This is a genomic window from Chryseosolibacter indicum, assembly GCF_018598585.1.
Classification (GTDB): domain Bacteria; phylum Bacteroidota; class Bacteroidia; order Cytophagales; family Cyclobacteriaceae; genus Chryseosolibacter; species Chryseosolibacter indicus.
The window spans coordinates 1-13668 of record NZ_JAHESD010000093.1; the positions used below are offsets into that span (position 1 = coordinate 1).

The 13668-nt window shown below is 40.4% G+C and carries 19 protein-coding genes; 10 read left to right on the forward strand and 9 right to left on the reverse strand.

The features are described 5' to 3' along the window. From KK060_RS23185 to KK060_RS23220, 8 genes are all read left to right on the forward strand, one after another. On the forward strand, positions 1 to 339 hold a 339-nt coding region (locus KK060_RS23185), incomplete at its 5' end, for an SDR family NAD(P)-dependent oxidoreductase (RefSeq protein ID WP_254157376.1). Positions 340 to 358: 19 nt separating this feature from the next. After that, positions 359 to 1582: an MFS transporter gene (locus KK060_RS23190; protein WP_254157378.1), complete on the forward strand. Its 1224-nt coding sequence runs from the start codon at positions 359 to 361 to the stop codon at positions 1580 to 1582. 48 nt (positions 1583 to 1630) lie between these two features. Beyond that, positions 1631 to 2203, forward strand: a complete 573-nt coding sequence (locus tag KK060_RS23195; RefSeq protein WP_254157380.1) for a Crp/Fnr family transcriptional regulator — start codon at positions 1631 to 1633, stop codon at positions 2201 to 2203. A gap of 204 nt (positions 2204 to 2407) precedes the next feature. Further along, a complete protein-coding gene (locus KK060_RS23200; RefSeq protein ID WP_254157382.1) occupies positions 2408 to 2866 on the forward strand; it encodes an organic hydroperoxide resistance protein in 459 nt (152 codons plus the stop codon). Between the two features lie 122 nt (positions 2867 to 2988). Continuing rightward, the gene (locus tag KK060_RS23205) at positions 2989 to 3531 is read left to right on the forward strand and encodes a YceI family protein (RefSeq protein WP_254157384.1); all 543 of its coding nucleotides are present in this window, start codon (positions 2989 to 2991) and stop codon (positions 3529 to 3531) included. Positions 3532 to 3540: 9 nt separating this feature from the next. Next, a complete protein-coding gene (locus KK060_RS23210) occupies positions 3541 to 3768 on the forward strand; it encodes a tautomerase family protein (protein ID WP_254157386.1) in 228 nt (75 codons plus the stop codon). Between the two features lie 57 nt (positions 3769 to 3825). Further along, the gene (locus tag KK060_RS23215; RefSeq protein ID WP_254157388.1) at positions 3826 to 4206 is read left to right on the forward strand and encodes a nuclear transport factor 2 family protein; all 381 of its coding nucleotides are present in this window, start codon (positions 3826 to 3828) and stop codon (positions 4204 to 4206) included. Positions 4207 to 4217: 11 nt separating this feature from the next. After that, a complete protein-coding gene (locus KK060_RS23220) occupies positions 4218 to 5303 on the forward strand; it encodes an NAD(P)H-dependent flavin oxidoreductase (RefSeq protein ID WP_254157390.1) in 1086 nt (361 codons plus the stop codon). A gap of 172 nt (positions 5304 to 5475) precedes the next feature. Here KK060_RS23220 and KK060_RS23225 read toward each other — a convergent pair whose 3' ends face one another. The 6 genes from KK060_RS23225 to KK060_RS25310 all read right to left on the reverse strand — a co-directional run bounded on the left by KK060_RS23225 (position 5476) and on the right by KK060_RS25310 (position 9393). After that, positions 5476 to 5847, reverse strand: a complete 372-nt coding sequence (locus tag KK060_RS23225) for a hypothetical protein (RefSeq protein WP_254157392.1) — start codon at positions 5845 to 5847, stop codon at positions 5476 to 5478. 111 nt (positions 5848 to 5958) lie between these two features. Further along, the gene (locus KK060_RS23230) at positions 5959 to 6165 is read right to left on the reverse strand and encodes a transposase (protein WP_254157394.1); all 207 of its coding nucleotides are present in this window, start codon (positions 6163 to 6165) and stop codon (positions 5959 to 5961) included. A gap of 285 nt (positions 6166 to 6450) precedes the next feature. Continuing rightward, on the reverse strand, positions 6451 to 6825 hold the full coding sequence (locus tag KK060_RS23235; protein WP_254157396.1) for a hypothetical protein: 375 nt from the start codon (positions 6823 to 6825) through the stop codon (positions 6451 to 6453). Positions 6826 to 6938: 113 nt separating this feature from the next. Next, positions 6939 to 7541: a hypothetical protein gene (locus KK060_RS23240; RefSeq protein ID WP_254157398.1), complete on the reverse strand. Its 603-nt coding sequence runs from the start codon at positions 7539 to 7541 to the stop codon at positions 6939 to 6941. A 186-nt stretch (positions 7542 to 7727) separates the two neighbouring features. After that, entirely contained in the window at positions 7728 to 8552 is an 825-nt protein-coding gene (locus KK060_RS23245) for an SDR family NAD(P)-dependent oxidoreductase (RefSeq protein WP_254157400.1), read from the reverse strand. A 79-nt stretch (positions 8553 to 8631) separates the two neighbouring features. Then, positions 8632 to 9393 (reverse strand): helix-turn-helix domain-containing protein, encoded by a 762-nt coding sequence (locus KK060_RS25310; protein ID WP_254157402.1) that lies wholly within the window; start codon positions 9391 to 9393, stop codon positions 8632 to 8634. A gap of 442 nt (positions 9394 to 9835) precedes the next feature. Here KK060_RS25310 and KK060_RS23255 point away from each other — a divergent pair, with 442 nt between their 5' ends. Together KK060_RS23255 and KK060_RS23260 are read left to right on the forward strand one after the other, a co-directional pair. Beyond that, positions 9836 to 10423 carry a Crp/Fnr family transcriptional regulator gene (locus KK060_RS23255; RefSeq protein WP_254157404.1) on the forward strand — a complete coding sequence of 196 codons (588 nt, stop codon included), beginning with the start codon at positions 9836 to 9838 and terminating at the stop codon, positions 10421 to 10423. Positions 10424 to 10564: 141 nt separating this feature from the next. Next, complete coding sequence (locus tag KK060_RS23260) at positions 10565 to 10990, forward strand: OsmC family peroxiredoxin (protein WP_254157406.1); 426 nt, start codon at positions 10565 to 10567, stop codon at positions 10988 to 10990. 83 nt (positions 10991 to 11073) lie between these two features. Here KK060_RS23260 and KK060_RS23265 read toward each other — a convergent pair whose 3' ends face one another. From KK060_RS23265 to KK060_RS23275, 3 genes are all read right to left on the reverse strand, one after another. After that, entirely contained in the window at positions 11074 to 11568 is a 495-nt protein-coding gene (locus KK060_RS23265; RefSeq protein ID WP_254157408.1) for a hypothetical protein, read from the reverse strand. Positions 11569 to 11725: 157 nt separating this feature from the next. Then, complete coding sequence (locus tag KK060_RS23270) at positions 11726 to 12904, reverse strand: acetyltransferase domain-containing protein (protein ID WP_254157410.1); 1179 nt, start codon at positions 12902 to 12904, stop codon at positions 11726 to 11728. A gap of 10 nt (positions 12905 to 12914) precedes the next feature. Beyond that, positions 12915 to 13668, reverse strand: a 754-nt coding sequence (locus tag KK060_RS23275; RefSeq protein ID WP_254157412.1) for a DoxX family protein, incomplete at its 5' end; no start/stop codon positions are given.

Consider the following 13668-nt stretch of genomic DNA (forward strand, 5'->3'; position numbering starts at 1 on the left):
ATCAATGTCTACTCAATAGTTGCCCTCGCCGCCGGCCTGCAATTACCTACATTTAGTGCCAGCAAGGCTGCATTACACTCTTACACACAAGCATTGCGTCTAAGCCTTGCGCATACCAACATAAAAGTTTTTGAAGTACTACCTCCGCTCGTAGATACTGAATTCGCGAAAGACATTCCTTCAGATAAAAAAATCTCACCGCAACACGTTGCTGAAGATCTGCTGCAACACATGGAGACTGACAACTACGAAGTTCACGTGGCCTCCACCAAAACCCTTTATCAGAATTTCTTAAGCCAGGCCGACAAAGCAATATTAGCGCTTAATGGACTCGAGTAAGTCATCTAATTCTTCATTCATGAAAACTTTAAAACAAAATCACGTAGCGATCAGTACGCTGCTCGCATTTGCGCTCATTCCACTTTCCGGATTTGCAACGGATGTATACCTTCCCTCCTTTCCAGCGATGGCCTCCTTCTTCGGTACCAGTCGTGGTGACATACAACTGACACTTATCGTATTCGTCGTGAGCAACGGAGTGAGCCAGCTCTTTGTAGGAACGTTTCTCGATAGTTTCGGACGTTACAGGCTAAGCCTTGTATCGCTGATCATCTTTGCGCTATCATCACTTGTGATTACATTAACAAACAATATTGGCGTACTCATCAGCATGCGTATCATACAAGGTATCACCGCAGCTGTAATTGTTGTTGGCAAGAGGGCCTTCTTCATCGACTTGTACTCGGGAAGTCGCTTAAAACATTACACCAGTCTCTTCTCAATCATCTGGGCAACAGCGCCGATCATTGCACCTTTTCTCGGGGGATTTCTGCAAACCTATTTTGGCTGGCAATCAAACTTCTACTTCCTTGGTATTGTTACGCTGATTATCCTGACAATGGAAATAGTTTACAGCGGGGAGACCTTAAAAACTCCTCAGCCATTGCAGCCTAAACAAGTTTTAAGTGTTTACGCATCAAGGTTGGCTACGCCGGACTTCACGGTAAGCCTTATTATACTTGGTATCGCGTTTTCAAATGTTATCGTATTCAACATGGCAAGTCCCTTCATTATTGAACACGTCTTCCATGGTTCTGCTGTTATAATCGGGAATGCTTCACTATTTTCAGGATTGGCAGTGTTGCTGGGGGGACTACTCAGTAAAAGCTTTATTGATCGTTCTATCTTTGCAAAGATGATGCTGATTGGTCCATTTCTTCTTGGGGTATCATTTCTAATGATGGTTTTTATGGTTCTCTTTCCCAGTCTTATCTTGATGATGAGCATGGTCCTTTTACTGCACATCGGTTCTGGTTTCACCTTTAACACCTTCTACACGTACGCATTGGGCCGATTCTCATCCAATGCAGGAATTGCAAGTGGTATCACGGGTGGAGGCGCATACGTAATCACGTCAACGGTGAGTTACGCCCTTACAAGTACTCTCGAAGTTCATGATCCTCTTACTTTAGGTGCTTCCTACTGCATAAGTGCCGCCTTGACGTCAATTACTTTCATACTTTTTTCTCGTGCACGAAAACGTAGCATAACTTTACAAGCAAGCGCAGAACCCGCCATGTAGGCCCGCGCGTAAGGTGATGGATTACAAAACATAAACCAGTTATATCCCATGGAAGCCAAAGAGATCTTAAAAAGTAGTATTAGCAAAATAGCTACATTGAGTGATACTCAGTTTGATTACTTCTTCTCGCATTTTAAAAAGCATACTTTGCAGAAGAAGGAAATCATTGTGCGTCGTGGAGATATGGTAGAGGCTGAATATTTTGTAGTCGCAGGATGCTTAAAATCGTATTTCATTACACCAGAAAATAAAATGTGCATCCTTCAGTTTGCCATGCCAACATGGTGGGCATCTGACTATGATGCTTTGTATCACCAGACGAAAGCAACTACAATTTTAGATTGTGTTACCGATGCAGAAGTTCTTTCCTTGAGTAACGATGATCGGGAAAAGTTATGCAAGGAACTGCATCAGATTGAATATTTCTTTCGATGGAGAACCAACAAAGGTTTCGTTGCCAGCCAACGACGCCTGTTGTCTCTCATGAGCAATGATGTGAAGTATCGTTATGAAGAATTGGTCCGACAGTACCCACAGCTTTATAACATGATTCCAAAGAACCTCCTTGCGGCCTACCTCGGCGTATCAAGGGAAACATTGAGTCGTCTTTATAAAGACTAACGTAATCAACATCACAACTACTCGGGCAAAATGAAAGTGATGTAGATCACGAACTTCAACAATTACAAGAATTGTTGTTGACTTTACATTTAATCATTCAACATTTAATCATTCATCCAAACTTAAAACTCATTACTTCAACAGCACCGATGTGACAGCATCCTATCGGTGTATTTCATAAAATTAAACTTTAACAAAGAAAAAATGAAAAACGAATCAATTGAAGAAAAGAAGCCTTCCCACGCAGGAAGAGTAGTGTACACCGGTTCAACTTACACCACTGGTGGTCGTGATGGAGGCTCATCAAGAAGTTCAGATGGCAAGTTGGACATTCAATTTTCCACCCCAGGTACAAATGGCATGGGCACAAACCCGGAGCAGTTGTTTGCTGCGGGATGGTCAGCTTGTTTTATAGGAGCGTTAAAAGTAGCTGCTGCGAAGGCTCACGTAGCATTTCCAGCTAATCCTGCTGTCAATGCCGAAGTGGATCTCATCCTCTCAGACGAGGGATATTCTTTGAAGGCGCGTCTTCATGTTCACCTTCCTGGCATGGACGAAGAAATGGCACGCACACTTACAAATAATGCACACCAGATTTGCCCTTATTCAAAAGCTACCCAGGGGAACATCGAAGTAAACTTCACTATAGACACGGCGATATAGGCAACACAAAATAAGAGTGATCTACATCACAAAACGTAACCGTGCCAGAAAATGTGATCTGGATCACTCAACTACCCGATAGATCGTACGTTATTTAGTGTACTAATGAAATAACAAACAAAATGGCAAACAAGACATTTAAAATCTCAAGTACACAAAGCACGATCGAATGGATCGGCAGAAAAGTCACTGGATCGCACAACGGCACCATTGCTATCAAGGAAGGAGAACTTCTTTTGAAAGACGGAAAGCTAACTGAAGGGAGGATTGTAGTTGATACTACCAACATCAACATTATTGATGTTACAGACCCTTCATATAAAGCACAATTTGCTGCTCACCTCGCCTCTGATGATTTTTTCTCGTCACAGAAATTCCCTGAAGCGGTTCTTGAAATTATCGCAGTCAATGGTAGTCGTGTAGACGCCACGCTGACAATTAAAGGAATCACCCACCCGATTCAATTTGAAGCTGAAATCAATACAAATGGTGACATATTAACGGCTACAGCGAAGTTGGTGGTAGATCGTACGAAGTACGAGATGAAATTCCGCTCCGGTAACTTCTTTACGAATCTTGGCGACAACCTGATCTATGACAACTTCGATCTTCATGTGTCTATCACCGCGAAGAACGCAACGGTCTCTTCCTCTATTCTTATTTAAAAAGGTACTATGCCATACGTAAGAATTGAAGTAACGCGTGAGGGTGTTACAAGAGAACAAAAAAGACTATTGATCAAAGGCGTAACGGAATTAATTACGGAAACTTTGAATAAAGATCCGCACTTAACACACGTAGTAATTGACGAAGTAGAACTTGACAACTGGGGGTACGCAGGAGAACAGGTGTCGGTGCTGCGGGAAAAGGGGATTACTGCTGACAAGAAGGGTGCAAAGTAATCCCTTCTTATCAGTTTAACATCTAGGCTAAATCAACTACAATTTAAGAAGACCAGTATGCGAAATAACCAGGAAGAAAGGTTGGCAATAGCCACCGCGTTAGAGGAGTATTACTTCAAAGGTATTTATGAGGGTGATGTTTCGTTACTTAAAAAAGTACTGAATCCAGGAACATTGTTATTTGGAGATGTGAAGGGTACCCCTTATGCCAAATCCCTCGACGTTTATCTGGAGGGTGTTAGAAATCGCAGGAGTCCAAAAGACGGAGGAAATCCTTTCCGCGGCACGATTGAATCTATTGAGGTTATCAACTCTATAGCGCTTGCAAAAGTGCATGTAAAAATGTATGACTTTAATTATGATGAGTTCTTGTCTTTTCATAAAATAGACAACAAATGGATGATCGTTAATAAAATGATCACTGACGTCGCTCCCTAAATTTTCAAAATATGTGGTATCGTACAAAAGTGTCGGAAATCTTAGGAATTGAATATCCTATCATGCAAGGTCCCTTTGGGGGCAATTTATCATCGGTAGCGTTGGTGGCAGCTGTTTCAAATGCGGGCGGCCTTGGTGGATATGGAGGTTATACTTTGAGCGCAGCCGAGCTCTTTGAAGTCGATCAAAAGATTAAAGCTGCAACCCATAAACCTTACAATATCAATCTCTGGGTTTCTGACACTGATACCATTGGTGGATCAGTATCGGATGAACAGTATCAACTTGCACGACAATTATTCAAACCCTATTTTGATGAGTTGGGAATTCCTGTACCTGAAAAACCTGGGACGTTCAAGTCACGGTTTGAAAACCAGGTAGAAGTGATCCTGCGTCAAAAGCCTGCTGTATTTAGCTTTGTTTTTGGTATTCCTCATCCTGACATCCTGGAACAATGTCATCGACTGGGAATTATTACCGTAGGAGCAGCCACTACATTGGCTGAGGCCGTAGCCCTTGAGTCTGCGGGAGTAGATATGATTGTTGCATCAGGTTTTGAGGCAGGAGGACATCGTCCCTCGTTCCTTGCCTCAGCTGAATCTTCTACCACGGGAACATTTGTATTGGTTCAGTTAATTAAAGAGAAAGTTAAAGTACCCGTGATCGCAGCTGGGGGAATTGCGAATGGCAAGGGTGTCGCTGCTGCGCTTGCTCTTGGCGCCGACGCTGTTCAAATTGGTACTGCGTTTCTGGCTTGTGTAGAATCCAACGCAACAGATGTCCATAGACAAATGTTGTTTTCAGATGCGGCAGCATCAACCACGTTATCGCGCGCATTTACAGGCAGGCTCGGAAGAGGTATAACGAGTCGCATCGCGAAACAACTTTCGGGAAAGGAAGGACATTTCTTACCATTTCCTTTACAAACGCAATTCATGTCATCGTTGAGAGCTGCTGCCATCGAACAACAGAAATGGGACATGATTTTATTCTGGAGTGGTCAGATCGCACCCATACTCAAACACAAAAAGGCCGAAGATTTAATGGCATCTATTGTGCAGGAGACTGGTAATTACTTTGAGAGACTGAAGGCTTGAGAGAATTTGAGTTACTTAAAGGGGTTAGCTTTTGTTGTAAGGCATTGACTACTTTGTCATATAGTAGAAATCTCGCTCCCAATTCATATTTCACTCTCGATACTCCTCGCCTCATTATGTAATAAGGAATCCCAAGCAAATACTCTATTCTGGCAGCATTGCTGACAGCACATTATTTAACCCAAACTCTTTCAATTAAATGTGATCTCACGATCGTTAACATCGTGTCAATATCTCCATTGGTATCTACGCGCTGATACTGAGTCCTGTCTCCATTGATTGTCAAATGGGGCAGGTGTCCAGTACCATCCTGCTTGTTCTCAATGGTACCAATGAAAATGCACGCCCCTGTCCAACTTCTATGCATGTATAATAAATTGTCCTCATACAAAATATTCCATCGCTGGTCCATATCGTTCGACCTAAATCCAAGCTTAATTTTTTCGAATTCGTCTTTTGTGAATTGTCTGTCCAAGTCTACCTCAATCCTATCTCCAGGCATGTCTTTTAACCTCTTAAAATCTTGTCGTGTCAGTCTCTCCATAAATAAATTGATGCAACATTCAATGATAAGGCTAAATCATCTAACGTCCGTCATGACTTATCGCTTTTGTTAGCGTACGTTTAGCTTTTCAAGAATCTCAATTTCGTCCTTTTAGCTTGTCTTCTTTGTTTTCTGCTGTTTAACCGATTGACTGAGTATGGCTTCCATGCCGCCATAACGCTGCCGCCATTTATAAAAGGCGGCCGTGGTTATACCTAATTCACGGCAGATATCTTCTGCCTTACGGCCAGCTTCGTGTTCCTGAATGGCCTTTACAATTTGTGTCTCTGTGAACCTTGTCTTTTCATAATTAACCATTTAAAAATTGAATATTTTTCTCAACTTTCAAATGGCCCAACTTCAGGGAAGCTTACAAGTTCAACTGTGGGTGGATTCATAATTTTTTCTTTCGTCATTTTGTTTCTTAGCCTCAAAAAAAGCCCGAGTCAATTAAAGGCACTATCAAGTGAATAACGATTGCTATTAAAATTTCAGTCATTATCTCTTTTGGTTCTCTGTCCAATGTGATTGCAAAACGTATGGTTATAAGGCTTTGGTGGCACACCTAATTAATGAAATTATCAGTCACTGTGCCGCCAGGACTTATAGCCTTTGTTGTAAAACGTTTTTTAGTCTATCTATTTTGTTTTCGATCTCATGTTCTGACTCGTAAGGCGATTCAGCCATAAAGTAGTAGTATCCTAAATCATTTAGTAGTTCGAATGCATCTGCGTAGTATTCGGTCGAGTACGCTTTCGGAAAGTTTTTGTGGTTAACCCAATCCTTGATAAAGTCTATTGAATACCAAATTCCTGAAGCAATTTCCCGATCTAAATTCGAATCACCTCTAGTCCGTTTACATTCCTCATTTATTTTGGTCAGAAGATTTATAAATGCATTATGATTCCATGTCAACTCCGTTCTTAATTCTAGTAAGAATGAACCGTCCGCGGCATTTAATTCTTCTTTCAACGTCATTTTAAAAAATGTTTTACAACGCTTAGCTATATAGCGTTGCCGGCAGCCCAATTTAATAAATTAAAAACAAACACTGCAGGCAATGGCATATAGCTGTTGTTGTAGGCAGTGCTTTATGGTACATATGGTATTTCCTTTGGGACGTGTTTATAATTATTTGCTATTATTTCTCGCTCGTCCTCCGTTATCAAAAGAACGTGAAGATCATTTCCGGTGTATAGTAAATAGAATGACTCATCTATTCCGTTCTCATCCAATTGTTTGTTTACTTCCCGAAAGAAGTTTGATGGCGCTGATTCCCAAGATTTTCCATTATCTAGCTCGTCCTTGGAATAAAGTCTGATCCTCTTTCCATTTATCACGATATCATGAGTGTCTTCATAGTCCCCTGCAGTTGCTACATCCAGTCTAAATCCTCTTCTCTCAAGCATTTTGTTTAATGAGGGAACAAAAAAATCGAAACTAAATTCGGCAAGTTCCTCAGCATCAACATGCGTTATCTTATAATTCGCATCATCATAAATGTAAAATGAATTAATAACCTCAGTTCTCAATGAATCTAATTTCGTTGAGTCTGCAAATTTCAGAAAACCAACGTCAACGAGTTCTTGTCCAAACCGAGTCGGAGCAATAGTTTTTCCATCAACAGTTTCATTCTTAGTTTTTGTCGAGCACGCCGTTAACAGCACCAGAACGAAAATTAATAAATGTTTCATGGGTATCTTTCAATAAGCATTGCCTACAACATCCCGATATAAGCCATATGGCTTGTACTCCTTATTGGTAGCTAAATTAAGATTTTTGCCTATTCTATCCAATGGGCTAACTAGCTGATCAAAACCTTTTCGCGTGACATGCTTGTACCGTTCTGTTGTTCTCGAACTGTCATACCGTTGTTCACCTTAATAGTCTGTAACGGAAGACAGGTTTTTCCATCGTTCTATATGCTCCACTAACTGGGCAATCTTGTCGTTAGCCCGTTTAAGAGAATCACTTCCCAGGAAAAAATTCACAGGCGGGTTTTCACTGTTTACCAATTCAATCAACGCAGTAACTACCTTATCTGGATTGCCTGATTGTTTCCCGTCTGTCTCAATAAATTTTTGATGAGAGGCTCTTATCGAACTGTAATCAGCAATCTGTTTTTTACTAAAAGCAATTGAATCGGGTTTCGTAAAATTAGTACGAAAGGCACCTGGTGAAACTGAAGTTACTTTAATGCCCAGGGGCTTAAGATCATTTGCCAACGCCTCTGATAATCCGCTTACTGCAAATTTGGATGCTGCGTATATACTCCAACCTACTCCTGGGGCAAACCCGGCAATCGAAGAAATATTAATGATATGTCCCGCGCGTTGAGCTCTTAAATAAGGTAGTGCCAGCTGAATTACCTTTACAACAGCAAAGAAGTTAATACCAAAACTATCGTTTATTTCCTGTTCCGATAATTCTTCAATTGCACCACCAATACCATAACCTGCGTTATTGACAACCACATCAATGCTGCCAAAAGTATCTTTTGTTTTCTGAAGTGATTCTGCAATTGATATCTCGCTTGTTAAATCTACTGACAAGGGTAAAAAGCCTTCGTCATTTATACCAGAAAAGGCAGCGACCTGTCGCGATGTTGCTGCTACCTTATATCCTTTTAATAACAATTGTTCTACCAATGAGCGACCCATTCCTTTGGAGGCTCCCGTAATGTACCAAACTTGTGACTTTTCCATTTCTAATCTTTTGTTTATGCAAAAGTAGAATGTGTTATTCGGGCGATACTAGTATGATGCAAACCAATATTTGTAAAAATCAAACCAACCGGAATGAAGTAGGCGTGCTTCCTGTTTGTCGCCTGAAGAATTTATTGAAGTGCGGCAAGTCATCAAAACCAAGGGAGCTTGCAATTTCCGAGACTGACCAATCTGTATGCTTCAATAAAATTTTTGCCTCTCCCCCAAGGCGTTCTAAAATATGTTGACTCGTTGTTTTGCCTGTAACTTTTTTAACAGAACGATTAAGGTAATTCACATGAATGGATAGTTTATCCGCGTAATCCTTTGGCGTGCGGAGTGCAAATTGATGGTACTTATGTTGAATGGGGAACTGCTGCTCTATGAGCTCCAGGAATATCATTGTGATTCGTTTGCTTGCATCCCCTGCCTGAAAGAGATTCTCCGGGGGGACCCACTTCATTGCCAGGAAATATAATTCACTAACATAATCTTTGATCAGCTCATATTTGAAAATGTAATCTCCCTTTACTTCCCGAAGCATTTTTAAAAATAAGTTCTCTACTTCTTTGTAATTGGTTTTGGAGAGCTTAAAAACAGGCGGACTCAATGATTTAAATAGAGAAAGATTATTTAAATCCAGTCTGTGATTCTCCTGAAAAAATTCAATTTTGAATACGCAAAAATATCCCCTGGACTTTTTTGAAAGCGGTTTGTATGAGTATGGAGTATGCGGATGAAAAAACAATAAGGTATTACCACTTACCTTAACATTCACGTTGCCGTAACGAAAGGTATTTTCTCCGGAAAAGAGCATCATCTTAAAAAAGTTTCTTCGCACGTGAAGGGGTAGTTCTTCATTGGCTCACATGCGCTTCTCTATACTGAACACATTAAACTGCCCAATGCCAGTACCTGATGTTTCGGGGTATTTATTAAACTTATATAAATAGAATTGTTCGAGTGATTCCATTGCGCGTATTCTATTGGAGCAGATCAAATAAATTGACTTATGCATTTAAACCGTGGTACAAAAATGAAAATTTTATGCTGAAGTTAGAAAAGCCTAACTGGATATAGGTTTTTTTAAGAGGGTACTCATGAGAAACCGGTTTAATAACAAAAAAACAGAACTCCATTTTCACTTAAGTTAAAAGTCAGTTAAAATACCACAACTATTTTTGTTATTGCTAAACATTCACCAGTCAGTTAAAATCTTATTATTGGGTAATTAAATCTATCTTATACTAACCAGCGGCTTTACTGGTTATATAAACGCGAGTATGAAAGACAATTTTGAAATGTTAAAGGAGCATCTCAGCAATTTCGCTGCTTTGACAAGTAAAGATATCGATGCTGCGAGGCCTTTTTGGAAACATCGGAAGATCAACAAGGGCGATTTTTTTAATATGCAGTATGTTGTTTGTAACGACCTGGGTTGGGTTGTCAAGGGTATTTTCCGGATCTACTATTCGGAGCCTGAAACAGGTACTGAAAAAAATCTGTTCTTCTTTTCCGAAAATCAATTTCTTGTGTCCTTCCGCAGCTTTATCACACGCAAAGCCTGTCACTATTTTATACAAGCCATGGAAGATTCTGAGATCATTTATATTTCCCACAGTGATCTGAACAACCTTTACGATACGCACCCTAATTGGGCAAAGTTTGGTAGACTGCTTGCCGAACTATTTTTCACCTATTCACAAACGCGAACAGAAGAATTGTTATTTATCAATCATGAAGAGCGTTACATCCGTTTGCTTGAAGAGCATCCCAACATTATCAACCGCATCCCTGCTTATCATATTTCGTCGTATCTGGGCATTACCAATCCTTCATTAAGCCGCATCCGTAAAAGAATCAATCGATAACAGGTATTCTATTACGTGTTTATTAGAGATCTACCCTTCATTGTATTTTGTATGAAATTATATCAAAAGCACTGGAATTAACTTAGGTGAAAAAAGCTTAATACAATTCAATGGAACTTTGATCAACAAAAAATTAAACAAATGAAGAGATCATCAAAAGCCCATTGGATTGGTGACCTGAATACAGGTCATGGAGAATTAACAACACAAAGTCTTGTTCTGAACAAAACGCAGTATTCCTTTAATACCCGTTTTGCTGATGGTATTGGTACTAATCCCGAGGAGTTACTCGCGGCGGCTCATGCGGGTTGTTTTACGATGGCCTTGACTTATGCCCTGTCACAATTGAAGTTAGCGGTAAAAGATTTGGAAACTACCGCAGTTGTTACTGTTGATTTAGCAAAAGGAGGAATTACCGGTATTGACCTTACATTAAATGCATCGGCTATCGCCGGACTTTCAGAAGTGGCCTTTCATCAGCATGCGCACGCAGCTAAACAAAATTGCCTTGTGTCGAAAGCATTAGGTGGTATTGAAATTAACCTGACTATTAACTACAAGCAGTAACAAATACTTATAACTCAGGTGACGGCTACATGCTGTCACCTGAGTTACAAATTTATCTATTGTGTCAAACCAAACAACGCATATCAGATATACTTGTTCTTGTTGACCTTTCGTTGTCTCCTGAATTGATACACTGAGCCCCCGACAAAAACAATCAAGAATATCAACAACGTTTGCGCTATCACCGGGTCAGATATATCTTTTGCCAAGGGATGTTTAATGGGTACCCGTGTTAATGTTTCATTAACCGTAGGAACCAGGGAAAGAAAAAGACTGAATGACAAGAGAAAGTTTTCGAAGTAACGTGCTTTGTTGTTCCCGCTCTGCTTGTAAAAAAGGTAAGAAGCAATCAGCACCAGGATAATGATGAACAACGAAAAGGCGTGCCCCGGATTAAAACCACCGTGCCTGGAAATTCCCAATGCAGTTAATGAAGCAATAAGAGTCCCATACAAATAAATTTTCCCGGATAAATGAGCCAGATTAATTTTCCCAAATTTTACTAACGATGTCAGCGCTGCCCCAATGGCAATAACACCAATTACAGTGTGAAAAATGCCTAAGTTTGATAGTCCCATATTTATTTTTTTCTTACAAATCTTTAAAGAAAAAAAACGGGAGAATTTCACTTAAGTGAAAACAGAAGATTTTTAATTAAAAAATCTTAATGCATTATCCTTGATCCACTTGAAACCCGGAAGCTTTCCCTTCCAACATTTACAAGCTCATTATCTCTTATAAATATTTAAGCCACCAATAGCTGTGTTTTGCTTTAAAGTTCGCAAACCACACACATGGCATATAAAGCACCATGAGTACGCCTATCCATAAAACATAGATCATAGGCAGGTCTACGCCACTTTGTGCGTCTTTTGGTCGTCCAAAGGTTCCTGTAGAAAAACTAAGGTCTTGCCATGTGAACCCTTGAAGAAACAAAACGCTAAGTAGAACAAGATGAATGAAATAAAAGTGAAGCAGAAAATAGAAGAACGGAACCTTGCCATAGTTTGCGACAATCTTTGAGACTTTGTTTTCCATTGTTTCCGAAAATGCAAGCAGCACAAACATTCCACCCAATGTGACCAGGCAGAAGAGTAATGACGGGGGATACTTTGATACATTTAAAAATGAAAGTACGGTGAATAGTACATTCTTTTGATGTGACCATAATAAAGGATCTCCATACAAGTTGGAATACCGGAGGCAGATAAAGACAGCCAAACAGGCTAAACCTATATTGATGTACAATCGCTTCCGCTTGTAGGGAGTTAAGGAAGTGAAAGTTTTTCCCATGGCAAAGCCACATAACATAACGCCGAGCCATGGTATGGGGGGATAAACACTGAGCAATACGCGGTTGTCTCCCAGGGGTAACACGAGAACATTGAACAAGGGAGAGATTATCAATTTCAATGAGGACTCGTCTTTAAAAGGAATGAGTTGAAAAAGATTATGAGTAATAATGGTTATTAATCCCAAGGCTCCAATTACGCGCGGTTGGATTTTAACGACAAAAGCAAGGACGATAAAACCGATACCAATGGATGCCAGTACTTCGAATAGCACGGTGTGAAACTTAATATCAAAGTAAAGTCCGAAATTGAGAACGGTTATATCGATAATAATAAGCCAGAAGCCGCGCTTGATAAGACCGTTCCTGCATTTCGAAACATCATTTTGATTTCTTGCAGAGAGGTAAGCAGATGTACCCGCGAGAAAGACGAATACTGGTGCGCAGAAGTATGTAATCCACCGGGTAAAAAATAACAAGGGTGAAGTAGTAGCAAGGTTTGTCGGACTTTGCGTTAGTGAGTCAACATGTAATAAATCCCGTACATGGTCCAATGTCATAATGATCATTACAACACCACGCACAAAATCGATACTGCTTAACCTGTTGTTCGTTGTTCTCATGTATTACAATTTACGATGCCATTTCTGGAACGGCCAGCAAAAGGGCTGTTCCACTAAAATAAACAACTTCAAAAGAACTGATCAGAAGAGAAGCATCACCCAACGGGTAGTGAAAGGTTGCAGGTAGGTGAAGGAGTACAAGCCATAACAGTAGCATGACAGTCAGAAGATACATGGCAAGCCTGACCTTGATGTTCACAAAAATTGCAAGTCCTGCAGCAATAAGCGCGACTCCTGTAAAGTATGCCCAGAAGAGATGGTAAGGAATCCATGCGGGAATCATGTTACCAATAAATTCAGCACCTAGCAAATGCTCTATACCAAAGATAGTCAACATAAACGCAAACATATATCTCCCACTTCTTGCAAGTTTTTTGATGGGTTGTGAAGATAGAGCAGTTTGGCACATGGGATACCAAATCCCTGCAAGTACAAGCGCTCCGCCTGTTAGCGCCAGCAACTTGATCGTGTCTGTCCAATACCCTAGTATTTCCGGATGATACCGTAGACGATTAGGGAGATGACCGAAGAGTAAAAAAAGGAGAAAGAAAGCTGCAACAAGTAGCGAAACACTTCTTACTGCCTTTCCTGCTACTATTGCCAACGCACCAGCTACAAACACAGATCCTACAATAAAGTTAGTAAAAGGCCATACATCCTGCGGGGGAACCGGTGCCATAATGGGTCGCAGACCGGGAAGTAAAAAATGTGATAACCCAATGCCTGCAATGCCAACACCAATAAAAATGCGGCCTATCATCAAT